This is a genomic window from Sporocytophaga myxococcoides DSM 11118, from assembly GCF_000426725.1.
In the GTDB taxonomy this organism is placed as follows: domain Bacteria; phylum Bacteroidota; class Bacteroidia; order Cytophagales; family Cytophagaceae; genus Sporocytophaga; species Sporocytophaga myxococcoides.
In genome coordinates, this window is the sequence record NZ_AUFX01000012.1 from 114753 (window position 1) to 139575 (window position 24823).

The window sequence follows — 24823 nt, forward strand, 5'->3', positions numbered from 1 at the left end:
TTAGAATCTGAAGTAAATAAATGGGTTGTAGGTTCCTGCAATAAGTGAGAGCATACTCAACACGAATAAAATTAACAATACAGAAACACCTGCAAAATCAGCCGTTGTTCGCAAATTTTCGCTTTCTCTGAAGACCTTGATTCTCCTTAGTTGTAGCAGGTTTTTAACCAGTGGAGTTGAGAAAATAAGTCCTGCTATGAATGCAATTATAAAATCAACATCTCTGAAGGGAATTAAGTAGTTTTCATTGACAGGGGAGAGCTCTGGGGAAAGCATATTTTTCAGATAACCGAATGCAATACTCAGACTGTCTGATCTGAAAAATACCCATCCTATACATATTACTATTAAAGAATAACTGTGTTTTACCAATGATGGCAATCTTTCTATAAAGTTTCCCCAAGGCGTTCTTTCCAATATCAGAAAAGCCCCGTGCCATCCTCCCCAGACAATAAATGTCCAGTTTGGCCCATGCCACAAACCACATAGAAGAAATACTGTGATAAGGTTAAAGTATGTTCTTAAGTTTCCTTTTTTATTGCCTCCCATAGGGATATACAAGTAATCTCTGAACCATGAAGAGAGTGATATATGCCACCTGCGCCAAAACTCTTTTATTGATTTTGAAATGTATGGGTAATTAAAATTTTCAGGAAAATCAAAGCCAAACATTTTACCTAATCCGACCGCCATGTCAGAGTATCCAGAAAAGTCAAAGTATATTTGCATGGCATAAGAGAGGATGGCTATCCAGGAAATAAAGAATCCTGCTTCTGCTGCATTTTGAGCAAAAATATAATCTACTGCTCCGGCAAGATTATTTGCTATCAAAACTTTTTTGGCAAGTCCGATAATAAATCTCTTTAATCCTATGACTATTTTTTTAAATGAGTGTTTTCTTTCGGTTAGCTGCTGCGATATTTCCGGATAACGCACTATGGGCCCTGCTACCAGTTGAGGGAAATTAGTAATGTATAAACCCAGGTTTACAATGCTTTTTTGTGACTGTGAAGATTTTCTATATACATCAATTATATAAGATAAGGCGTGAAATGTAAAAAAAGATATGCCTAGAGGCAGTGTAATTTTTTCTGCTGCCGGCATGCCTCCTAACTCCAATAAGAAGTTGGAATATTTGAAGTAAATCAAAAAACCAAGATTGAATATTACAGCAAGAGTAATAGTGGTTTTGGGAGCCAGCTCATCCGGTTTCTCCAGCATTGATGCGAAGAAAAAATTAGCTAAAATGGAGACAAGCATCACATAACTATTCTGCGCTTCTCCCCATATGTAAAATGAAAGACTTGCTGCTAAAAGGAATAGATTTTTAAATTTTCCCGGTAAAATATAATATCCCAAAAGGCATATTGGCAGGAAAAGAAATATGAAAACAAGAGAACTAAAGACCATTGTGAATATTTGATTATCAAAGATAATTCAAATGACTCAACGGGCAAAATAAGCTATTTAGTACGGATTAAAATTTCTAATTGAGAATTTTCAAATGTCTAATTCTTTGAAAGTCAATCGTGTTTCATTCTTTATTTTTGTTGGGTAAAATAATAAATTGCTCCTGCGATAATGAGCACAAAGAGTATAACTAGAATCGCAACAGTTGTCCTTGAAGATTTTCTGGAAGCTTTAAGGCGCAGGTTCTCAGTTTTGGCGAATTTACTTCCCCATAATCCTTTTACTGCATATACGACCTTGTCAACTGTAGATTTATCTTTTACAACATAATCAAAAGCTCCTGCCAATTTTACTTTATCAATTAAAGCTTTCTCTTTTTCATTGGTAAGAACTATAATATCGGCTTCCGGCTTCCTTTTTTTGATAAGCTTTACTGCATCGATTATATTAAGATCAGAGTATTGTTCATCCAGGATTACAATGTCAAGGTCCTTACCGGTATAGATGTCGAGATCCTTTGCTATTGTATGGCCATTCCTGTGTATATTCACTTTCTCACGAAATTCTCGTTTAAGCCTTTCTGTGAGAAGCGTTGAACTCATTTCATCTTCGATCAGTAAAATATCTAGAGTTGTATCCTCGGTCATAAAGTAAAGTTTTTCACTTTTAACATGAGGAAAAATGAATTGTTTAAATTATTGGTTAAACTTCTGTTAATACTTTTCTAAGCTCTCTTCTCATGATCTTATTTGAGGCAGTTCTGGGAATGATTGCAATTTTTACGATTTGAGAGATTCTGAACAAGGGATTTAACTGAGATGTAAGTAAATCTTGCAGATTCTTCTTAAGAAGACCTTCATCGGAGGACTGATTTCTTTCTGTGTAAAAGACTACCAGCCTTTCCGGCCCGCCTGTAGTCGGGGCGATTGACACAGCAGCAGTTTCCATCACCTCTGGGTGTTTGTTGAGGGTTTCTTCTATCTCGACAGCACTTATTTTTATGCCTCCAAGATTCATTGCATCATCTGTTCTTCCTACGCTTTTGTAAAATCTGTAGGGTCCTTCTTGAATTGTTTCAAATGCATCACCATGCTTTCGAAGTACTTCTCCACCTGGCCCACTGGGCATCCCTAAAAAATATTCGTTATGATGGTTTCTGTTCAAAAGTGTTTGACTTAAACCTAGTGAGGGCGGAACAAGAAACACTTCCCCGGTTTCATTGACTCCCGCAGCTTGTTTGTTTTCGTCAAGTAAATAATAATTAAGGCCCAGCGCGGGTGTTGTAAACATAGCAGGTGAAGCGGGTTCACAAATAGTACCTGTAATATAGCCTCCGCCTATTTCTGTGCCTCCACAATATTCGATTATGGGAGCATTAAAATCTGACATTCCCATAAGATATAAGTAATCATCAGCATTGGAAGGCTCTCCTGTCGATGAATACAACCGAACATTCCAGTTAAACTTATTTATAAAATCGTTTTTAATCCAACCTCTTACAACCGATGGGATCGTTCCCATAATGGTGATACAGGCTTTTTCAGCAAATTTTCCAAACTGTTCGGTAACTGGTGATCCAGTGAATAAGGCTATAGTTGCTTTATTGATTAATCCGGCATATATAAGCCATGGTGCCATCATCCAACCCATTCCTGTTGTCCAGGTTACCACATCAGACTCTTTTATGTCAAGGTGAAAATGTCCGTCAGCTGCGCATTTTATAGGTGTGGTGTGCGTCCATGGAATTGACTTTGGCTCCTTTGTTGTTCCGGATGAAAAAAGAATATTGGTTATATCGTATGGATCGCATTCCGTGGAACATGCAGTGTTTTTTGACAGTAATTTTCCTAATACCAAGTCTCCTTTCCGAAGATTTTCTTCCTGGTCCAAAGATACAAGAATGGCAGGTCCGCAATTCGCTTCTTTAACTTTGTCATAAACATTAAGCGTTTTGCCTCCATAAGTGTATTGAGTTATAGTAATGATCGCTTTTGCATCAGTCATCTCGACACGCTTGCGGAGTTCAACAGGCGAAAAGCTGTCTGCAACAGAAACGGCAATCATGCCCGCCTTAACAAGAGCCAGATATATGGCTACTGCATCAATAGAAAATGGAAGATAAAGAACAAACCGATCGCCTCTTTTGAATCCGCTCTCCAAAAGGCCGTTAGCAATACGGTTGGTATATAAATCCAGTTGTTCGTATGTTATCTTTTGGATATTTTCATTTTCTTCGCAGCCTTCAATGATGGCCATTTTATTTTTGTCAGCACGGAAACAGCTATCTGCAATATTCATTAGAGCCCCTTCCATCCAAATGGCTTCTTCCACACCGTGAGAAGTGTCGAGTATTGATAGATAAGATTCTTTAAATTTTATGCCAGTCCTTTTAACAGCCCTCTCCCAGTATAGTCCTCTGAAAGATGATGCCCAACTGAAAAGTTCTTTATAATCTTTGCTGCCACTTTCAGCTATCAACCATGATAAATTAGAATTTTCAATATCCTTATGTGATGGAGACCAGGCAATCCCTGCTTTATTTTTCTTATAAAGTTCATGAAATACTTCCTTCCAGAGATTGATTTCATTACGTGAAAAATGGGCCTTTAGAACGTTTTTCCACCATGAAGCTTTTTCCTCAATAGAGCCTTCTTTTTCAGATAGAATTTTAAGTTGTTCCCTTTCAACGTCATCCAGTATAGCTGAATATATTTTCATTAAATGAAGTAATAAGTTAAAACAATATTACAATCGGCAGTCAGGCAAAATGCTCCATTAAGTTTTTAACAAGAATTAAACCATTTTGTCTAACTGCAACTTGGAAAAAGATCAGTTTTTTCCCTGAACTGGAGATTTACGCATTGTTGCTTAGAGAGTTGGAAACTTGACCGATAAATGTGGAAGGCAATAATCTGATAAAAATTCAAGCTTATTTTTAAAAGCCTGAAAACTAGAATTATTTTGATTTTTATTTTGTTCCCTAGGATAAATCTTTTGTTTATCTCCCTTACAAAGTATTAATTTTAGTTCATGAACGGTTCCGAAAAAAAACTTTTTCTCCTGGATGCTATGGCCTTGATTTACAGGGCTCATTTTGCTTTCAGTAAAAATCCGAGAATAACTTCTACAGGTATAAATTCCAGCGCAGTTTTTGGTTTTACCAATTCCCTTCTGGAAGTTTTATATAAAGAAAAACCTACCCACATTGGTGTAGCAATTGATACGGCAGGGCCGACATTCAGACATGAAAGTTTTGTTGAATATAAAGCGAACAGGCAAGAACAGCCTGAAGATATTACCATAGCAATCCCTTATATAGCCAGACTTTTGGAAGCATTTCAGATTCCTCTTATAGGAATTCCCGGCTATGAGGCAGATGATGTTATTGGTACCTTGTCAACTAAAGCCTGCAAAGAAGGCTATACCGTGTACATGCTTACTATGGATAAGGATTATAGCCAGTTGGTTAACGATTGTGTGTATCTCTACAAGCCATCCTATATGGGCAACGGACATGAGGTTTACGATGTTGCCAGAGTTCTTGAGAAATTTGGTATTAAGAGAGTTGATCAAGTAAGAGATATCCTGGGCCTGATGGGAGATAGTGTTGACAATATACCGGGCATTCCTGGTATTGGAGAAAAGACAGCTAAGAAACTTATTGCAGAATATGATACGGTTGAAAATCTTATTGCCAATGCCGACAATCTGAAGGGTAAACTGAAAGAAAATGTTGTGAACTTCGGACCTCAGGGAATTCTTTCGAAAGAGCTTGCTACAATCCACTGTGATGTCCCGGTTGTATTCGATGATGAATTGTTCAGGTACAAAGAACCTCTGAAAGAAGAATTATCAAAGCTTTTTGATGAACTAGAATTTAAAACTCTCAAGAAAAGAGTTTTTGGAGAAGATGCTTCTGCTGTACAGCAGGCTGCTTCAGGAAAGTCTACAACAAAGGTAAATCCGACCGGGCAAATGTCAATGTTCGGAAATGCAGAGGAGGAAGTTCTGACTGAAGAGCAAGTAGAAGAAAAGGTCTTCTGTACTATAAAAGATACTGTTCATGATTATAGGGTTATTGATACTCCTGAACTTATATCTTCTTTGGTCTCTTATCTGAAAGTTCAGGATGAGTTCTGTTTTGATACTGAAACCACCAGTCTTGATGCTGCTGAGACAGATCTTGTCGGACTGGCTTTTTCATACTACAAAGGTGAAGCATATTATGTCCCTGTATCGCAGAATTTTGAAAAGGCTAAAGCGATAGTAGATGCCTTCAAAGATGTTCTTGAAGATAAAAGGATTTTAAAGATCGGTCAGAATTTGAAGTTTGATATCCTTGTTTTAAAACGATACGGGATTAATGTTGATGGCCCTGTCTTTGACACAATGCTTGCTCACTATCTGATAGAGCCAGATATGCGTCATAATATGGATTTCATGTCAGAGTATTACCTTAATTATTCTCCTGTTTCTATTGAAACCCTGATTGGAAAGAAGGGTGTAAGGCAGAAGAATATGAAAGATGTTCCGCTAAAAGATATTGCTGAATATGCAGCAGAGGATGCTGATATTACCTTCCAGCTGAAACATATACTTCAGCCTATTCTTAAAGAGCAGAAAACGGAAAAACTCTTCGGCGAAGTCGAAATCCCCTTGGTAACAGTACTTGCAGACGTAGAGAGCGCCGGAGTAAAGATCAATCCGGATGCTCTGAAAGAGTTTTCAAAGCAACTGGATATGGAACTCCTTGATATTGAAAAAAGTATTTTTAACCGTGCGGGATGTGAGTTTAATATTGCTTCTCCAAAACAATTGGGAGAGGTATTATTTGAAAGACTGAAAATTGATCCTAAGGCTAAGAAGACTAAGACCGGACAATATGCAACAGGAGAAGAGGTTCTTTCCAAACTTGCTCCAGAACATCTTATTGCTCAGGAAATCCTTGATTACAGAGAGCTTCAAAAACTGAAGTCTACCTATGTGGATACCTTACCACTTCTTATCAGTAAAGTCGATGGAAGGGTTCATACTTGTTACAATCAGGCAGTGGCGGCTACGGGAAGACTGAGCAGCACAAATCCCAATTTGCAAAACATTCCTATTCGTACTGATAGGGGAAAAGAAATCAGGAAAGCTTTTGTTGCCAGAGACAGTGACCACCTGATTTTATCGGCAGATTATTCTCAAATAGAACTTAGAATAATGGCTGAATTCAGTAAGGAAAAGAATATGATCGAGGCTTTTCAAAAGGGAATTGACATTCATACAACTACTGCAAGTAAGGTCTATAAGGTTAATTTAGATCAGGTAACATCTGATATGAGAAGAAATGCCAAGATGGTAAACTTTGGTATCATCTACGGTATTTCAGCCTTCGGCCTTTCTCAAAGGCTTGATATTCCTAGAAAAGAAGCTGCGGATATCATAGATGCATATTTTAATGAGTTTCCGGCCATTAAGTCTTATATGGATGAGGTTATCAACAAAGCACGTGAGCATGAGTATGTAGAAACAATCCTGGGAAGGAGAAGATATTTAAGAGATATCAATTCCAGAAATATCACCCAGAGAGGTTATGCTGAAAGGAACGCCATTAACGCGCCTATTCAGGGAAGTGCCGCTGATATGATAAAAGTAGCAATGATCAATATTCATAATTGGATGAAGCAAGAAAACCTGAAGTCACGAATGATTATGCAGGTACACGATGAACTTGTTTTTGATGCTCATAGGTCAGAGGTGGATGTATTGAAGTTGAAGGTCGAAGAGTTTATGAAAACTGCTCTTCCTATGTCTGTTCCTATGGAGATTGGTATAGGCGTCGGAGAAAATTGGCTTGAAGCGCATTGATAGAACGCTCCTTGATTTTAAATTTTAATAAGAATTATAACCACAAAGTCTTCCTGTATTGATATCAGGAGGATTTTTCAAAAGATGAACAGAATAGTAAAGTTAAAACCAAAGAAGGAAAAGGCTGTATTAAACAAACATCCTTGGGTCTTCTCTGGTGCAGTGGCTAAGGCAAATGCAAAAGATGGAGATATTGTTGAAGTTGTAGATGCTGATAATAGGTTTCTTGCCTATGGATTTTATTCTTCAGAGAGCCAGATTGTATGTAGGTTGTTTGAGTGGGACAAAAGCAAAGATAAATTTGATGAAGCATATTGGTCAGGCAAAATTGAAAGAGCGCTTCAGTTAAGAAAATCAATTATTGATTTTAGCTCAACGAATGCTTACAGACTACTTCATGCGGAAGGAGATTTTTTACCAGGACTTATTGCGGATGTTTATAAAGATACTTTGGTTTTGCAAATAAGCATTACTGGGATAGAACAAAGGAAGGAGCTATTCTTTGATATATTCAAAAAGTTAGGATATTCATCTATTTACCTCAGATCAAGCGGGAGTTCAAAGAAGAATCTTGATGTCAAGTCTGAAGGTGTTTGGATTGCCGGAGAAGATAAAGGCCCCTTTGAAGTATTGGAAAATGGACTTAAGTTTTTGATAGATGTTGTAGAAGGCCAGAAGACAGGCTTTTTCCTTGATCAGCGCGATAATCGTGAATTAGTAAAACGTTTTTCCTCTAATAAAATAGTTCTCAACGCTTTTAGTTATACAGGAGGATTCTCTGTATATGCTCAAGCAGGAGGAGCAGAGGAAGTGCATTCTCTGGATATCTCATCAGATGCAGTGAAAGGTGCTCAAGACAATGTTTTGCTGAACTTCCCCACGGCTTCGCATAAATCCATAGCAAAGGATTGTTTCGAATTTTTGAAAGAAATGCCGGAGAACTATTATGATCTCATCATTCTGGATCCTCCCGCATTTGCTAAATCCGCTGCAGCAGTTGACAGGGCTGCCAGGGGTTATAAAGACATAAACATGCGTGCATTCAGGAAGATTAAAAAGGGAGGAATGCTTTTCACTTACTCATGTTCACAGCATATAACTAAAGACTTGTTTCAAAAAATCATTTTTGGTGCTGCTGCTGATTCGGGAAGAAATGTGAGAATTCTTTTTCAGTTGCACCAGCCAGCAGATCATCCTGTTAATCTTTATCATCCGGAAGGTGAATATCTGAAAGGCCTTGCTTTGTGGGTGGAGTAGTTTGTAACTACTCCCCAAAGATCGTTACGGTAATTTCCCTGCCTGATGCATGATTACGATGTTCGCATAAATAAATTCCCTGCCATGTTCCCAGATTAAAACTTCCTCGAGTGACAGGAATGCTTATTGAGCTGCCCATTAACGATGCCTTAATATGAGCTGGCATATCATCGGGTCCTTCCAAAGTATGCTTATAGTAAGGCACATTCTCAGGTACCATTTTGTTGAAATGACTTTCAAAGTCTTGCCTAACTGTCGGATCAGCATTTTCATTAATGGTAAGACTTGCTGAGGTATGGTGAATAAAGACATGAGCCAATCCTGCAGAAACGTTTTTCAATTCAGGAACTTCAGATTCAATTTTATTAGTGATCAGATGAAATCCCCTTTTAAATGCAGGCAGAACAAAAGTCTTTTGAATACATTTCATAATGTTTTTGGGATGAATATAACCTCTTGCTGTCTGAAAAACGCCTTTAAATCCTAAAATTTTCAAAGCGTATGTTTAACGGAATTTTGATTTCGTTGGACGAAAATAAAAGTATTTTTTTATCGGAATCTCGTAAATGATGTTTAAACACTTTTAACAAAAAGTCCTTCTGCTTGTTTACTACACTGATGAAATGGCTCTTGCCTTATATTTTCGCGGTTCTGTTGTTTTTCCTTGGATGTCAACAAAATCATTTAAACCAGAACGGTACTAATCCATGGGTTCCCAATGCAGAGCTATATGGTCTCTGGAGCGGGAGTTGGCCATGCCCTGATTGCGATGTTCTGGCCTATAAGCTAACTATTCAAAGATCGGGGTTATTCAGGGAGGAGTCTGTGAAGGTTAATGGAAAAGGCAATTCGGAAATTTTGGAAGGCACCTGGCAAATGATCAATGATAGCGTTCTTAGCTTGAATAAGATGGATGGAAGCAAAGCAAAGTTTCTATTTAAAAGAAATGAGCTTGGCCTGCTTAATGAGAAAGGATCTTCAGTTCGAAATCAATATATTTTATACAGATCTAATGCTGAAGTCAAACTTGAAGAGAGTGAAAAAATGCGTAAGGGAGGGATTGATTTTATTACGGACCTGGATGAAAAGTGGAAGCTTACGATCGATTTTGAAAAAGAAGCTGTATTTCAATTCCCTGAAGGGGAAGTTATAAGGGCTGCACTTAATGATAAAATTGACCCTGATCGCAACATTTGGAAATTCACTAGTTCTGCTCCCGGATCTTTTCTATCAATTGAGCTCACGAAGGATATTTGTATAGATAGCATTTCAGGAGAATCAATTCCTTATAAAGTTTTAATATCTGCCGAGGGCTTAAGAAACAAAGGTGTCTCAAGATTTACCGGGTGCGGGAGTTTTTTGGGAGATTGGCGCCTTCACGATATATGGGCTCTAAGATCATTTAATGGTAAAGAAATTGACGCAACAAATTTTGATAAAGGTATTCCTTACCTTGAATTTAATATCAGAGAAGGAAAAATTTTTGGAAATGCTGGTTGCAATGCTATTAGTGGAAGTTTTATCCAGAGCAAAAGCATTCTGGCGATCGGATCTATTGCTTCAACCAAAATGCTTTGTAATGCTTATTCCTTCGAACAGGATCTTCTGTCAGCTCTTTCCCGGAAAAATTTTAAATATAAATTCGACGGACTTAAGCTTACTTTATCCGACGAAAAGAATGTCCTGGATTTTTCAAAAGTTGATTAAAGGGCACACAGTTGTTTTTTGTGACTTAGGTAATCTTCCCAGATTTCTTTTAAAATCTGACTTGCCGGTTTAATGTCTTTGATTTGTGCAGAAACCTGACCTATTTCAAGTTCTCCATCATTGAGGTCCCCTTCAAATATCCCTTTCTTAGCTCTGCCTTTTGCAAGTAAATTTTTTAATGATATCGGATCAGCTCCTTTTTCTTCAGCTTGTTTTACTTCCTCATAAAATTTATTTTTAAGCAATCTCACCGGGGTCACAGATTTAAGAGTCAACACTGTTTCACCCTCTGCAGAATTTGTAACTCTGTTTTTAAAATTGATATGTGCAGAAGATTCTTCACTAATTGCGAACCGACTTCCTATTTGCACTCCATCTGCACCTAAAGCCATAGCCGCCAACATTCCTCTGCCTGTCGCTATACCACCCGCTGCTATAACAGGAATTTTTACCGCTTCTTTAACCATTGGTACCAGACAAAAAGTAGTTGTTTCTTCCCGGCCATTGTGACCTCCTGCTTCAAAACCTTCGGCTACAACCGCATCTACTCCCGCATCTTCAGATTTTTTGGCAAATTTGACACTTGATACCACATGAACGACCTTAATACCATTCTCCTTCAAAATTTTGGTCCATGTAGAGGGGTTGCCAGCAGAAGTGAAAACAATTTTAATTTCTTCTTCAATAATGATTTTAATAATTTTATCTATATCCGGATAAAGGAGGGGGACATTCACTCCAAAAGGGTGGCTAGTAGCTTGTTTGCATTTGACCAAATGTTCTTTTAAAACCTCTGGATACATAGAGCCTGCTCCTATCAAGCCGAGGCCACCAGCATTACTAACTGCTGAAGCCAGCTTCCAGCCGCTGCACCAAACCATTCCCGCTTGTATAATCGGATATTCAATTTCGAATAATTGATTGACTCTATTCATGGGTAATAAATTATTTGATTGGAAAAATACAATATATTTTCTTTACTAATATACTAATTGTCAGGTTTATGTATAGCATTGATTTTGACCATTTTCAAGAAATATAAAATACATGCGTGTATAGATAAAATTTTAAAAAGACTTTTGTTTGCAGGCATGAAAAAAAATGTTAAGGTTATCAACACTGGATATAGGTCGATGAATGCTTTAAAGTCATTGATTGTCAGTTGAATTCGAGTGAACATTTTCGCTCTGTGGATAAAAGAATAACTTTGTGGAAAAACTTGGCTCGAAAAATTGAAAAAATATAAGATTTATAATTATGTAATATGTTGCTGTTCAGTAGGTAAAGGGCCCCTGCAAATTTTCTAAAACTTGGTAAAAGTCATTTTTCCGCTTGTAAAATTTTTTGTTGCCATATTGAAATTGTACAATTTTTAAGTTGTTGGAATAATTCTTCTGAATTAAGGTAGAAGATTTTGATCTTAAGTATATTTTTTAATTCCTATTAAAGATCACCTTCTGAATCCTTCTCTTTCAGGAGAAGCTTTAAAATTCCCCCTAAAAATGAGAAATTAACTATTTCATGCTCTGTGACTACAATTTTCTTAATTGTTTATTCTACTGGGAGTTCATATCCATTAACAATTTATTTTGGTTTGAGGTTGTACTCTAAAGTAGTTTTAGGTATGTGGAATCTCATTAAATATTTTCAACAACAAAAGCTGAGAAAATACTATACAAAACTCAGGCTTGACGCGCTTGAAGCCCGTAAGAATGGAGATATAAAAAGATCGCTGGCATTAAATGCCATGGCTGACAAGCTTATGAGCGATGTAATTTACAGTTAGAGGTTTAAATTCTTTAAAATATCCTCTACAAATTCACGAGAGTTGGAGAGTCTGGGCACTTTATTCTGACCGCCCAGCTTACCTCTCTGCTTCATCCACTTGTAAAAAGTCCCTTGTGGTACTGAATGAATAATCGGTTGCTGAAGGGCAATATCTTTATATCGTTTTGCTTCATAGTCAGAATTTACGACTTTAAGCTCTTCGTCTAATATTTGGGAAAATTGATGCAGGTCCTTTGGTGACTGAGAAAATTCTATAACCCATTCATGTCTTCCATTTTTATTCCCTTCGAAGAATACAGGGGCAGCAGTAAAGTTACTCACAATAGAGCTGGTTTTCATGCCTGCTTTGGAAACAGCCGTTTCTGCATTTTCGACCATTAGTTCTTCACCAAAGGCGTTTATAAAATGCTTGGTCCTTCCGGTTATTCTGATGCGATAAGGTGAAAGGGAAGTAAATTTTACTGTATCTCCAATTTTGTATCTCCACAAACCTGCATTGGTAGAAATTACCATAGCATAGCTCTTATCAAGCTCAACTTCGTGCAGGGAATAGCTTTTTGGGAATTCATCATCCTGGTGATCGATATCAATGAATTCATAATAAATGCCATAATCCAGCATCAGAAGCAGTTCGTCTGATCCTTTCTGGTCTTGAATTCCGAAGAATCCTTCCGAGGCAGTATAGGTTTCCATGTAATCCACAGAGGGAGCTGGAAAGAAGTTTTTGAATATTTCCCTATAAGGAGAGAATGCCACTGCACCATGATAGAAAACCTCAAAGTTCGGCCATACTTCAAGCATGTTCTTTTTGCCTGTAAGTTCGAGTATCCTGTTTAATAGAACGATGGTCCAGGTAGGAACACCGCTGATACAGGTTACATTTTCACTTAGTGTGGCTTTGGCCATTTTCTCAATTTTCTGTTCCCACTCATCCATCAAAGCAATAGTGAGATCAGGTGTTCTTGAGTACTGAGCCCACATAGGCAGATTGGCCATGATTACAGCAGAAACATCACCATAAAATGAATCTTTCCACTTCGGGTTTTTATAATAGGAGCCGCCTATTGCAAGGTTTTTCCCATTGAATAACTTGCTGTGGGGGTTATTATTAAAGAAAAGGCAGAGCAGGTCTTTCCCACCTTTATAGTGACAATGATACAACGCCTCTTTGGAAACTGGTATAAATTTACTTTTTGCATTAGTGGTCCCGGATGATTTCGAGAACCAGGAGATTTTAGTGGGCCAAAGAATATTCTGCTGGCCCTGCATCATACGATCTATGTATGGAAACAAAGATTCATAGGGTGATACTGGTACAGAGTTTTTAAATGCTTCAGCAGACTTAATGGAATTATAGCCATACTTTTTTCCCCACTCCGTATTTTTTCCTTTTTGGACAAGGTCAAAAAATAATTGTTCCTGAATCTCATGAGGATTTTTCATAAAACGCTCAATATGGCCTATACGCCTCTTGAGAATATTCTTCATTATAAGATTCAGAATCATCCGTTAGATCTTTCTTTTCAATTCGAAATGTTTTCCAAGATAAACTCTTCTAACCTGCTCATCCGCCGCAAGTTCTTCTGCAGTACCTGATTTTAGAATCTTTCCTTCAAATAAAAGGTAAGCCCTGTCCGTAATGGAAAGTGTTTCGTTTACATTGTGGTCAGTAATAAGAATACCGATATTTTTATTCTTTAGTTTAGCAACAATTGATTGTATCTCTTCAACCGCAATTGGGTCTACACCAGCAAACGGCTCATCCAATAACACAAACTTCGGATCTACGGCAAGAGCTCGGGCTATTTCTGTCCTTCTTCTTTCTCCTCCTGAAAGCACCATGCCTATATTTTTTCTCACATGGTTTAAGCTGAATTCATCAAGAAGTTCCTGAAGTTTTTGCTTTTGGTCTGCTTTGGAAAGTTTAGTCATTTCCAGAACTGCCATAATGTTTTCTTCCACTGTAAGTGTTCTGAAAACTGAAGCTTCCTGTGCTAAGTAACCTACTCCTCTTTTTGCCCTCTGGTACATAGGGAGTTTGGTTATTTCTTCATCCTCCAGAAAAATTTTTCCTTCATTGGGTTTTATGAGGCCCACTATCATATAGAATGAAGTAGTTTTTCCGGCTCCATTCGGTCCCAGCAGTCCTACGATTTCCCCTTGTTTAACTTCTACCGAAACGTTGTTAACTACGGTTCTGGCTTTATATCTCTTAATTAAATGTTCCGCTCTGAGTATCATCTCTGATTATATAACAAAATAAAAGGAAGACCCTCTTTTAATTATTGACAAATTTTATATCCTTTATGAATAATTGCAAAGTTTTTTTACCATTAAATTCATTTTCATAAATATGGTAACAAATATTAAATGGCTCTCCTTTTGAAATTCTTTTAAATGGTTCTACCATATTAAATCCGATCGCCTCAATGGGATTAAAGCCATCCTGGGAAATTCTCAATTTCAGGTGCTGGTCTTTCAACAATCTTGCGGAACCATCATCTCTGACATTCTCAGAAAGAAATACGGGATCCATGTTTCCTGGCCCGAATGGAGCTAATTGCTTCAGAATGTTATAAAACTTCTGATTAATCTGTGACAATTCAATTTTAAGATCAATATCCAATTTGGGTATTAAATCCTCTTGCCGAATATCGCAAGAAACAACCTGCTCGAATTTTTCCTGGAAAGCTTTGATATTTTCAAGCTTCATAGTAAGTCCGGCGGCATAAGTATGTCCTCCAAACTGTTCAAGCAGATCAGAGCACTTTGCTATTGCTTCATATACATCAAATCCGTCTACAGATCTTGCAGAGCCTGTAGCCATGCCATTGTTTTCAGTAAGAATAATAGTAGGTCTGTAATACTTCTCAATGCATCGGGAAGCCACAATCCCTATAACCCCTTTATGCCAGTCGTTTTTGAAAAGGACAGTTGATTTTGAATCCAAAGCCACTTTGTCCTGAATCATTCGAATAGCTTCGTCAGTGATGTTCAGGTCAAAATCCTTTCTTACTTTATTCTTTTCGTTTATCTTTTCAGCCAGTAGATCTGCTTCATCCTGGTCTTTGGCAATAAGCAGGTGAACTGCATGTTTGGCATGTGCAATTCTTCCTGCAGCATTTATTCTGGGACCAACCCCGAAGACAATATTATTGATCGTAAGTTCTTTTGATACGCCTGATATGTCAATGAGCGCTTTCATTCCGGGACGAGGCGACTCATTTAACACCTTCAAACCATGGTAGGTTAATATCCTGTTTTCACCGGTAATAGGCACTATATCTGAAGCTATACTTACAGCAACTAAGTCAAGAAAGCTAAAGAGTACTTCTTCTTCCAGACCAAGGTCAATACACAATGCCTGCATCAATTTAAAGCCAACGCCACAACCAGAAAGTTCTTTATATGGATAATCGCAGTCTGATCTTTTGGGGTCAAGGACAGCACAGGCGATAGGGATAATATCGCCGGGCTTGTGGTGATCACATACTATGAAATCTATTCCTTGCTCTGTAGCATAAGCTATTTCATTTGATGACTTGATGCCGCAGTCAAGACTGATAATAAGAGAAAAGCCATTTTCCTGAGCCCAATCGATACCGGTTTTTGAAATGCCATAACCTTCTTTGTATCTGTCGGGAATATAAAATTCGAGGTTTTCGTAATAGTTGCTTAGAAAGCCGTAAACCAGTGTGACAGAAGTAGTACCATCGACATCATAGTCTCCGTATATAAGGATTTTTTCTTCATTGTCCATGGCCTCACACAGCCTGGAAACAGCTTTATCCATATCTTTCATAAGATATGGATCATGTAAATTTTCTAATGAAGGTCTGAAAAAATCTCTGGCTTCTTCAAATGTATTGATCCCTCTTTGAATCAGTAGAGAAGAGAGAGAAGCGTTGATATTAATCGCCTGTGATAAAGACTCAATGTTTTGAGCCGGAGGAACATGTTTAAATACCCAACGCTTTTCCATAAAGCATACAAAATATAAAAAAATAGCGACTTTTTTATAAAAAGGGGACGTTATCAGGCAAATATTCCGGGTTTATTACCTGAAAAGGCATTATTCGCCTTCTTCCAGCAAGTCAGGAGTCTCAAGATATTTGATATCTCCAACGGCTTTGCCCGCTATTCCTTTAATTGACCCATACATATCTACTGTATTGTGAAGGACTTTTTCCAGTTGTTTTTCACGTTCTTTCCAGAGTTTTTGGGTGACAAGTTTTTCTTTTGCTAGAGCTTCCTGCATGGAAGAAAAGCCTTCAACAATTGCTTCCATCTGCTGCCGGAATTCGTTACCGGTCAGATAGTCATACAGCATTTGCATTTTATCCCCCTTGTTTTCCTGTGATAATTTTACTTCAGTCAATTTAATAAGGGTATCTCTGAGAATCATGGCAACACCTTTCACTTCATTGAAAGAGCAAACCCAAACACCATCGCGAAGACCAAACTTTTCCATGTCTTTAGGCATGGTTTCAGTTACAAGGACAGCAAGGTCAGCTTTTTGCCCCCGAAGATCTCCTTTCAGTTTTTCAATCCAACCTTCGCTGAAAGCCTTGGTACGCTTGCTTTCATAGATGATTTTTCCGCAATCTTTTCCGGAAGAGTTCCTTACAGTGTGAATCACATCGGCTCCTCTTACCCCTTTTCCTACTTCTTCTACCAGGTCAAATGGGAAAACTTCTCTGAGCATTCCTTCAAGTACAACTTCCTGGGCTTCACCTTGCAACTGCATAGAGCCTTGTTCTGCTTTTCTTTTCATCTCATCAATCTGTTTCCTCAAAGAATCCAGCTGCATGTCCTTTTCTTTGATCTTCAGTTGATTGTTTTCGTCCATTCGTTTGCGAATGTCGTCCTCCATATCCTTGGCCTTATTGAGAAACCTTTTCTCCATTTCCAGCTCAAGTTCTTCCTTTTTATCATTCAGCTCCTTTTCTTTTTTTAGAAGCTCAAGCTCTTTAGTTTTAAGCTCGCGGTTTTCTTTTTTCCGCTCATCAACTTCTTCCTGTAAATTTTTTAGTTGAAGCTCAAAGTCCTCTTTGACTTTGCTTTTGAGCTGATCTTCCATTTCTTTGGTTTTGTTCAGAAGTTTTTTTTCCAGCTCCAGTTCAAGTTCATCACTTTTCTCCTTCAGTTCTTTTTCTTTTTTCAAAAGATCAAGCTCCTTCGTTTTCAGCTCGCGGTTTTCCTTTTTGCGTTCCTCAATTTCTTCCTGCATTGTTTTGAGCTGCATTTCAAAATCTTCTTTCACTTTGCCTTTGAGCTGTTCCTCAATTTTCTGCTTTTCCAGAATCAGTGTTTTTTTCATCTGAGATTCCTGATCTTCCCGTTCTTTAATCAGTTTGGCCTGATAAGCACGGAGTTTGTTTTCTTTTTCAGCGAGTTCAGCTTCTTTCTGTTTCTGGATTTTCTCAAAATCCTGTTTTAATTTTTCCTCTATATGGCTGGCAAGCGCTTCTTCTACATTGAAATGATGAGCGCATTTGGGGCAGGTAATTTTATTTTCCACTAGAAAGTTCTTGAAGTATTGTTAAAGATAAGAAATATGTGGCTGAAGGCGAAAAGCAGAAAGCTTAAAGTTAAAAAGATGAAATGACTCAATAATCATTAGTTTTGAAAGAGCAATTCAATAGGAGATTTTAAAAAATTTCGTGGAAAATTATGAAGGAATTAAAAAATAAAGAATCGGATAATTAAAAAAATATCCTATTGCATAAAAAAGGCTGACTCTTTCGAATCAGCCTTTTTAAATATTTAATTACTTATTAAATGAGGTATTATAATACACCTTCAAGCACATCTTTAATCGGTACTCTTTCGCCATTTTTATAAGCGACGATCCAGGCATCTTTTACACCCATGTCCCTGAGTGCTTTTTTAAATGTATTTGCCTCCCAATAGTCAGCAAAATTGCCCAATGTGTACTTCTTTATGCCATCACTATCTACTTCGCCACTGAAGTTTGGATTATTGTCAAAATATTTTGACAGGTCTTTGTTTCTGAAAGAGCCTACCTGCACTTTAAAAGTAACGCCAGGTACGGTTTTGGATTTAACACTGCCAGCTCCTCCTGATTGAAGACTTTTTTTAAGTTGCTCTATTTCTGCATTTTTGGCATCCACCTCAGATTTTAAACTGGCTGATTGGGAAGCTTGAGCTGATAAAGCATCTTTTTCTTCAATAAGCTTCTTATACTCCATCGGAGTAAGAGATTTCAGTTTTTTAGCCCATTCTTTTTCAGTTTCCTTATCAGATTGGGCAAATCCGGCAGAAACTGCCAGAAACATTAACAATCCGAACACATGAGCGCTCTTTTTCATGATAGTAGCTATTTAAATAATGTTTTTAGAGTATCCTGTTTTTATAATTGCCGACAGGAAACCCTAAAATATTATTTAAGGCTTCCTATCATGTCTTTTGCGTTAACCCAACTAGTAAATTGCTCGTCAGTCAATAGTTGTAGCTCTATAGCTGCCTCTCTTAAAGTTTTGTTTTCTTTATGAGCTTTTTTGGCAATTTTAGCTGCGTTTTCATAGCCGATATGTGTATTAAGAGCGGTTACCAGCATCAACGAATTTTCAAGATTTTTATTGATGAATGGTAAGTTTGGCTCAATACCGACTGCGCAATTTTTATTGAAACTATCGGCAGCATCTCCGATTAGTTTTGCAGACATTAGCAAATTGAAGATTATTACGGGCTTGAAAACATTTAGTTCGAAATGTCCTTGCATTCCACCGACAGAAATTGCAGCGTCATTTCCTATAACTTGTGCGCAAACCATTGTAAGTGCTTCAGACTGAGTAGGATTAACCTTTCCTGGCATAATTGATGAACCTGGCTCATTTTCAGGAATTATTAGTTCTCCAATCCCGCATCTTGGTCCGGAAGCAAGCAATCTGATATCATTTCCGATTTTCATTAAGCTTACTGCAAGTTTTTTCAGCGCCCCTGAAGTTCCCACTGCTGCGTCGTGAGCTGCTAATGCTTCAAATTTGTTTGGAGCAGTTTTAAAAGGATGCCCTGCCAGTTGTGAAATTTTCTTTGCTACAAGTTCAGAATATCCTTTTGGCGTATTTAGCCCGGTTCCAACTGCTGTTCCTCCAAGTGCAAGCTCGGAAAGGTGATCCAGGGTAGATTGCAGGGTTTTAATACCATGATCCAACTGAGCTACATAACCTGAAAATTCATTTCCAAGTGTAAGGGGAGTAGCATCCATCAAGTGCGTACGACCGATTTTTACAACATCTGCAAAAGACTTTGCTTTGGCATCAAGCGTATCTCTAAGAGACTTTACCTTAGGAATTGTTTCTTCAACGATCAGTTTGTATGCTGCAATTGACATTGCAGTCGGGAAGGTATCGTTAGATGACTGAGATTTATTTACATCATCGTTCGGATGAATTTTTTTCTTTTCGTCTTCAAGTTTACCACCAAGAAGAACGTGAGCTCTGTTTCCGATTACTTCGTTCACATTCATGTTAGACTGGGTTCCTGAACCTGTCTGCCATACCACTAAAGGAAACTGATCGTCAAGTTTACCATCCAGAATTTCTTCACATACTTTGCTGATTATCTCAGCTTTGTCAGCAGAAAGGACGCCAAGCTCAAGATTGGTTTGTGCGGCAGCTTTCTTCAAAATAGCAAATGCTCTGATCACTTCAGTAGGCATAAGGTGCCCGCCGATGGTGAAGTTTTCTTTTGATCTTTGTGTTTGTGCTCCCCAATATTTGTCTGCCGGAACTTGTACCGGCCCCATGGTGTCTTTTTCAATCCTGAAGCTCATAGAATATTTTAGTTTTTTATTAGTTACTGTATAGTGAACAATATTACAAAAATATCAAAAGACCTCTAGCGCGATATAGCAATATTTAATGTCGGATTTGGAATTTTTCCAAATTTTTCCACAATATGGTCCTGTGATGAATAAGTGGTATCTTTGAATAATAATATTATGGCCAAAGTAAAATCCTCGTTTTTTTGTCAGAGCTGTGGTGCGCAGTCTGCTAAATGGGTGGGTAAATGTCCTTCCTGCGGAGAATGGAATACCTATGTGGAAGAGCTTATTCAGAAAGAGGAAAAGCAGTCCTGGAAGTCCTCTTCTTCTACAAAAGTTGCTAATAAACCCAAGCCCATCAATGAAGTTGCTTACGATCAGGAAGAGCGCATCTATACCAATGATGGCGAACTAAACAGAGTATTGGGAGGAGGTATTGTCCCAGGCTCTTTGGTTTTGATCGGTGGTGAACCAGGTATAGGAAAATCCACCCTCATGCTTCAAATAGCGTTAAGTCTTGTTGAGCATAAGGTATTGTATGTTTCGGGTGAGGAAAGCGAGCAGCAGACTAAAATGCGTGCCGAGAGATTGGGCATAAAATCCAATAACTGTTATGTACTTACAGAAACATCTACTCAGAACATCTTTAAACAGATTGAGATTCTGGAACCAGATGTTTTGGTAGTTGATTCAATTCAGACTCTACACTCTTCTTTTATTGATTCAAGTGCAGGAAGCATTTCTCAAGTTAGAGAATGTACTGCTGAGTTGCTGAAATTTGCCAAAGAATCCGGTACTCCTGTTTTCCTCATAGGTCATATTACGAAAGAAGGAACAATAGCCGGACCTAAGATTCTGGAACATATGGTTGATACTGTTCTTCAGTTTGAAGGTGATCGCCATATGGCTTACAGGATCATGCGTACAACCAAAAACCGTTTCGGATCTACTTCTGAGTTGGGTATATATGAAATGTCTGGTGCCGGGCTAAAGGAGGTCTCTAATCCTTCACAGATCTTGTTATCTCAGAGAGATGAGGTTTTGAGCGGTATAACTATTGGAGCAACCTTAGAAGGTAATCGTCCTTTGCTTATAGAGGTACAATCTCTTGTAAGCCCAGCAACCTACGGAACGCCGCAACGGAGCTCTACCGGGTTTGATGCGAAAAGACTAAACATGTTACTGGCTGTGCTGGAGAAAAGAGGAGGGTTGAGACTCGGCGCTCAGGATGTGTTTCTGAACATTGCAGGTGGGCTTAAGATTGAAGACCCTGCAATAGATTTATCAGTTTGTGCATCTATCATTTCATCCTTCAAAGATCTTGCAATTCCACAGACAGTTTGCTTTGCCGGTGAAGTCGGTCTGGGTGGTGAAATAAGAGCAGTTAACAGAATAGAACAAAGAATTTCAGAAGCGGAGAAGCTTGGGTTTAAAGATATTTTTATTTCAAAATATAATAAGAAAGGTCTGGATACTGCTAAATTCAAAGTTAATATTCATGCTGCTGCCAGACTCGATGAGGTGTTTGATTCTTTAATGAATTAGCAAGTTTGATGAAGTTAAACTTTTCTTTTTTTCAAAGAATTGTAGACAGAGAAGTTTGAGGATAGGTTGTATTGAAGTCCTTTTGCAATTGATTAAAATACTCATGCATTAGTTTTATATAAGTTTGCATTTGTAATTCTATCTGTACTTTGTTTTCGCTATCTTTTTCTCTTATCCATTGTACTGCCATAACTTTAGCCCTGACTCCGGCCTTATAATACTTGTAGAATAAAAATAGCAAATATTCCTCAGGGCTTCTTATTGCCGGATTGAATATATTATAATATTCAAGAATCAATTTTCCAAAATCCTTCCTTCCATAACTGTCGAGGTCCATGGAAAGAAAGGCAAGCTCTTCCATTACATCTATTTGCCTCAACGAATCGCTAAATTCAATACAATCGAACAGTATAGGTTTATTAAGGAGAAAGATGTTTCCTGTATGAAGATCGCCATGACAGTCTCTGACATATCCTTGCTGCATTCTGAATTCGAGAAATTTTTTAAAGTGCTGAATAAACTGCAGGCAATAGCTGGTACTTGTATCAATAAAGTCCTTATTGGCCGGATCAATTTTATTAAATATTGCTGAATAGTTGAGGAGGTCTTTGGTTTTATCTTTAATCAGGTCACTTTGATTATTTATGATTAAAGGGTTTGATGAAAAATGAAATTCCGCAATAGCTTCAGCGATATTGCGAATATCATTTTCTGCTACCTCTTCTTTTAAAAGAAGATTGTTTAATTCCTTTCCTTCAGGAAGTCTCCTCATTTCAACTGCATAATCAATGATTTCTCCATTTTCTGCTCCTATCTGAAGACGCGCATTGACTATTCTTATTGGATGAACAGATATGTATATATCTGATGAGAATCTTTGATTTAGTAGTAGCTCCTTTTCACAAAAATATTTTCGGCTTTCTAAAGATGTAAAATTAAGAAATGAAGTTTCAACCGGCCTCTTGATTTTAAAGGCTCTATTTTCTGAGAATAGGACCCAGGAAATAGAGGTTTCGGTAACAGAAATTGGGCTTGAATGATCAGGTAAAATTATTTTATCCAATTGTTCTTTTTCCATGAAAATTTCAATGTGCATTTAAGTATGCAACTGCTTTGGTAAGCATTAGGTTAATATCATCATGTGAAGAGTCAAGCTTCAGGAATTCTGTCTGAGGTAATTCAAACTGCTCTTTCATTTTCTGATATACTGAATAATCAGCATCGCTGAACGGTCTTTTCTGAGAGACCCGAAGTTTTATATCCTCTTCATTGGCACTTATAATAATAGTCTTACAAGTGATTTTATGAGGTATACATTCCTTGCAAAATGATTTTCTTAAATCATCTTTAATAAAAGTAGCATCCAGAATAACATCCTTTTTTCCAAATAGGATCTTATTCATCCGTAATCTCATTTCTGAATAAACAGCTTCCTTTTCCTCTTCTGAGTAATCAGGATTCTGAAACAGTTCCTTTCTTATAATATCACTTGAGAGATATCTTGCATCAATAAGCTTAGCTAATTTTTCCGCAAAGAAAGATTTACCGGAACCTGGAAGGCCTGCAATGATTATGACCATGAAAATGAAACAGAGAACCTTTTAAAAGGTTGAGATAAAGCAGTGAGAGAGGATAGCTACCTTTTTATAAATCGACCTGTTGTATTAACTATTTTGCCTTTAATACTTAAAAAGTAAAGACCAGGATGGATATTGGAAACGGGAATTTCAAACTGACTTGTACCGTTGTTAAAAGTTATATAAACTTCTTTGATTAAGACTCCTAAAGAGTTGTAGATGAGCACCTGTGCTTCGTCGGAAACACTTGATTTCAATGATAATTGTAATGTACCTTCTACAGGATTCGGTGTTATGCTGAGCTTAAGTTGTTCCTGATCAATAAATTGGAAATGAAAGTTTTGAGGAGAAAAAGATGTATCATAAGTATCATTTCCGTCAATATATTCTTCCTGCAGGCAGAAGCCGTTCCTGTGTATCAGGAGGAAGAAGAAAAAAAATGTGACGTATTTTAGGAACCTCATTCGGCAAATTTAAGCTTTAGAAACGATTATTGAATCGTTTGTTCGCAAATTTTGTAAATAGGTCTTAATTATTAAAATTATCAGCCAATAAATAATCAATATGAAAATTGTCACCCCCTGCAAAGTGGCATTGTCATGCAATGCGGACCACCTCTCGCTCTTGACAATTCAGCTGATGGTAGATTGATGATTGTATTTTGAATATCTTCCTGGCAAATCTTTCCACTTCTAAGTTCCTGAAGCAATTCCGATGCCTTGACAACTTGATACCCGGCTTCCTGCAGTGCTTTGTTTGTTTTCAGATTCCTGTCATAAGTGAATGCAACACCCTCCCGGACAGCAAACAAGTTACAGCCATCGGTCCACTGTTCCCTTTCTTCAAAGGGAGACTTACCCTCTCCGCAAAGAATGAACTGCCAGTCTGGATAAATGTCTTTTAATATCGTGCTTAGACTTTTTGCCACAATTGGTTTTTGGCTATTGGCAGAGTAATGTTGTATTTTCATTTTACCTTCCTGCATAATCAAAGGAGCAAAAACCACACTTTGATTTCTTTTTGCCATTGTAAAAACAGTATCCAAATGCATGCAAAACCTCAGTGGGGGAAGATTTACAACTGTTATCTCACTGACAATTTTGTGTTCGAAGATTTTCCTGATTATTCTCTCAACAGCCATTTCAGAGGTCCTTTCGCTAGTACCTATTAGTAAATGGTTTTCATTTACCATCATTACATCACCTCCTTCTACAGAGAATACTCCAAGGTGACCATTGTTATTGTCAACCAGCTCCTCCACGTTGTCTGAGATCCCGAAGAGTTTGTTGCTTTTGTTTACTGCCGAAAACAGTGGATGGTAATGAAATACAAAGTACGAAAGTATGGATTCTCTAGAACGTGCTCTTTTGGAAGCTTGTGCTATCAGTAGATGGTTGTTGATGACTGTTCCCAGATCTCTTGTAAAAATGAGATTAGGAAGAGGCAAGAAAATTGAGATTTCTTTTTTGTTATGGTATACTCCTGATATCAGTGTATTGGCTAATACTTCCGGTTCTGCATTGATCAGAAACTGTTTTACCCTTTCATCGCAGTGCTCAAGTCTGCAAACTACTGCTACCAGTTCTTTCTTAATATCGTCTTGCTTCAGGATGTCTCTTAAAAGGTTTGAAAAATCATGTACGTTTTTTTCACCTATAAAATGGCCAAGCAAATTTGTGAAGACCTGATGTTCCTCAACCATTTTAGGAAGGTACACAATGTCCTCATATAAAAGGTCAACAGCCTTTGATGGTGTTACTTTTTCAATTCCTTCATCCGGCTTGTGGATCAGAACCGATTTTAGTGCTCCGATGTCGGAAGCGACACGGATGACAGAATTATCTATATCCTTAACTTGGCCCTGGTCAAATCGCATAAAACATGGTTTTAGATGAGA

General features: G+C 37.7%; 20 protein-coding genes. 5 read left to right on the forward strand and 15 right to left on the reverse strand.

The genetic code is table 11. From position 1 onward, the window contains the following. The 3 genes from K350_RS0115820 to K350_RS0115830 all read right to left on the reverse strand — a co-directional run bounded on the left by K350_RS0115820 (window position 1) and on the right by K350_RS0115830 (window position 4128). On the reverse strand, window positions 1-1410 hold the full coding sequence (locus K350_RS0115820; protein ID WP_028980737.1) for an MBOAT family O-acyltransferase: 1410 nt from the start codon (window positions 1408-1410) through the stop codon (window positions 1-3). A 131-nt stretch (window positions 1411-1541) separates the two neighbouring features. Continuing rightward, window positions 1542-2057: a response regulator gene (locus K350_RS0115825; RefSeq protein WP_028980738.1), complete on the reverse strand. Its 516-nt coding sequence runs from the start codon at window positions 2055-2057 to the stop codon at window positions 1542-1544. Window positions 2058-2112: 55 nt separating this feature from the next. Beyond that, window positions 2113-4128, reverse strand: coding sequence for an AMP-binding protein (locus tag K350_RS0115830; RefSeq protein ID WP_051313197.1), 2016 nt, complete (start codon window positions 4126-4128; stop codon window positions 2113-2115). A 312-nt stretch (window positions 4129-4440) separates the two neighbouring features. Here K350_RS0115830 and polA point away from each other — a divergent pair, with 312 nt between their 5' ends. Both polA and K350_RS0115840 read left to right on the forward strand, forming a co-directional pair. Continuing rightward, the gene (polA, locus tag K350_RS0115835; RefSeq protein WP_028980740.1) at window positions 4441-7263 is read left to right on the forward strand and encodes a DNA polymerase I; all 2823 of its coding nucleotides are present in this window, start codon (window positions 4441-4443) and stop codon (window positions 7261-7263) included. Window positions 7264-7347: 84 nt separating this feature from the next. Further along, complete coding sequence (locus tag K350_RS0115840) at window positions 7348-8520, forward strand: class I SAM-dependent rRNA methyltransferase (protein ID WP_037575971.1); 1173 nt, start codon at window positions 7348-7350, stop codon at window positions 8518-8520. Between the two features lie 7 nt (window positions 8521-8527). On the opposite strand, the gene K350_RS0115845 is transcribed toward K350_RS0115840, so the two are convergent. After that, on the reverse strand, window positions 8528-8950 hold the full coding sequence (locus K350_RS0115845) for a secondary thiamine-phosphate synthase enzyme YjbQ (RefSeq protein ID WP_028980742.1): 423 nt from the start codon (window positions 8948-8950) through the stop codon (window positions 8528-8530). 188 nt (window positions 8951-9138) lie between these two features. Between K350_RS0115845 and K350_RS0115850 the strand changes: the two genes are divergently transcribed. Then, window positions 9139-10227, forward strand: coding sequence for an META domain-containing protein (locus K350_RS0115850; protein ID WP_028980743.1), 1089 nt, complete (start codon window positions 9139-9141; stop codon window positions 10225-10227). Here the strand turns inward: K350_RS0115850 and K350_RS0115855 are convergent. Next, window positions 10224-11162, reverse strand: a complete 939-nt coding sequence (locus tag K350_RS0115855) for an NAD(P)H-dependent flavin oxidoreductase (protein ID WP_028980744.1) — start codon at window positions 11160-11162, stop codon at window positions 10224-10226. The genes K350_RS0115850 and K350_RS0115855 overlap by 4 nt on opposite strands. A gap of 689 nt (window positions 11163-11851) precedes the next feature. Between K350_RS0115855 and K350_RS32390 the strand changes: the two genes are divergently transcribed. Continuing rightward, window positions 11852-12013, forward strand: a complete 162-nt coding sequence (locus K350_RS32390; RefSeq protein WP_156027062.1) for a DUF6435 family protein — start codon at window positions 11852-11854, stop codon at window positions 12011-12013. Here K350_RS32390 and K350_RS0115865 read toward each other — a convergent pair. The 6 genes from K350_RS0115865 to fumC all read right to left on the reverse strand — a co-directional run bounded on the left by K350_RS0115865 (window position 12010) and on the right by fumC (window position 19813). Then, entirely contained in the window at window positions 12010-13521 is a 1512-nt protein-coding gene (locus K350_RS0115865; RefSeq protein ID WP_245598666.1) for a GH3 auxin-responsive promoter family protein, read from the reverse strand. The genes K350_RS32390 and K350_RS0115865 overlap by 4 nt on opposite strands. A 3-nt stretch (window positions 13522-13524) precedes the next feature. Beyond that, on the reverse strand, window positions 13525-14256 hold the full coding sequence (gene lptB / locus K350_RS0115870; RefSeq protein WP_028980746.1) for an LPS export ABC transporter ATP-binding protein: 732 nt from the start codon (window positions 14254-14256) through the stop codon (window positions 13525-13527). A 37-nt stretch (window positions 14257-14293) separates the two neighbouring features. Beyond that, window positions 14294-15997: a single-stranded-DNA-specific exonuclease RecJ gene (recJ, locus tag K350_RS0115875; RefSeq protein ID WP_028980747.1), complete on the reverse strand. Its 1704-nt coding sequence runs from the start codon at window positions 15995-15997 to the stop codon at window positions 14294-14296. A gap of 90 nt (window positions 15998-16087) precedes the next feature. Then, on the reverse strand, window positions 16088-17536 hold the full coding sequence (locus K350_RS0115880; RefSeq protein ID WP_051313198.1) for a DUF2130 domain-containing protein: 1449 nt from the start codon (window positions 17534-17536) through the stop codon (window positions 16088-16090). Between the two features lie 268 nt (window positions 17537-17804). Then, window positions 17805-18347 (reverse strand): SPOR domain-containing protein, encoded by a 543-nt coding sequence (locus K350_RS0115885; RefSeq protein ID WP_028980749.1) that lies wholly within the window; start codon window positions 18345-18347, stop codon window positions 17805-17807. A gap of 71 nt (window positions 18348-18418) precedes the next feature. Continuing rightward, on the reverse strand, window positions 18419-19813 hold the full coding sequence (fumC, locus tag K350_RS0115890; protein WP_028980750.1) for a class II fumarate hydratase: 1395 nt from the start codon (window positions 19811-19813) through the stop codon (window positions 18419-18421). A gap of 168 nt (window positions 19814-19981) precedes the next feature. Between fumC and radA the strand changes: the two genes are divergently transcribed. Then, window positions 19982-21349 (forward strand): DNA repair protein RadA, encoded by a 1368-nt coding sequence (gene radA, locus K350_RS0115895; protein WP_028980751.1) that lies wholly within the window; start codon window positions 19982-19984, stop codon window positions 21347-21349. 31 nt (window positions 21350-21380) lie between these two features. Here radA and K350_RS29105 read toward each other — a convergent pair whose 3' ends face one another. From K350_RS29105 to K350_RS0115915, 4 genes are all read right to left on the reverse strand, one after another. Next, window positions 21381-22427, reverse strand: coding sequence for a hypothetical protein (locus K350_RS29105; protein WP_051313199.1), 1047 nt, complete (start codon window positions 22425-22427; stop codon window positions 21381-21383). A gap of 7 nt (window positions 22428-22434) precedes the next feature. Further along, window positions 22435-22929 (reverse strand): P-loop nucleotide/nucleoside kinase family protein, encoded by a 495-nt coding sequence (locus K350_RS29110; protein ID WP_037575976.1) that lies wholly within the window; start codon window positions 22927-22929, stop codon window positions 22435-22437. 56 nt (window positions 22930-22985) lie between these two features. Beyond that, window positions 22986-23390, reverse strand: a complete 405-nt coding sequence (locus tag K350_RS0115910; protein WP_028980752.1) for a T9SS type A sorting domain-containing protein — start codon at window positions 23388-23390, stop codon at window positions 22986-22988. A 110-nt stretch (window positions 23391-23500) separates the two neighbouring features. Then, complete coding sequence (locus tag K350_RS0115915) at window positions 23501-24802, reverse strand: arginine deiminase family protein (RefSeq protein ID WP_051313200.1); 1302 nt, start codon at window positions 24800-24802, stop codon at window positions 23501-23503. Window positions 24803-24823: the final 21 nt, after the last annotated feature.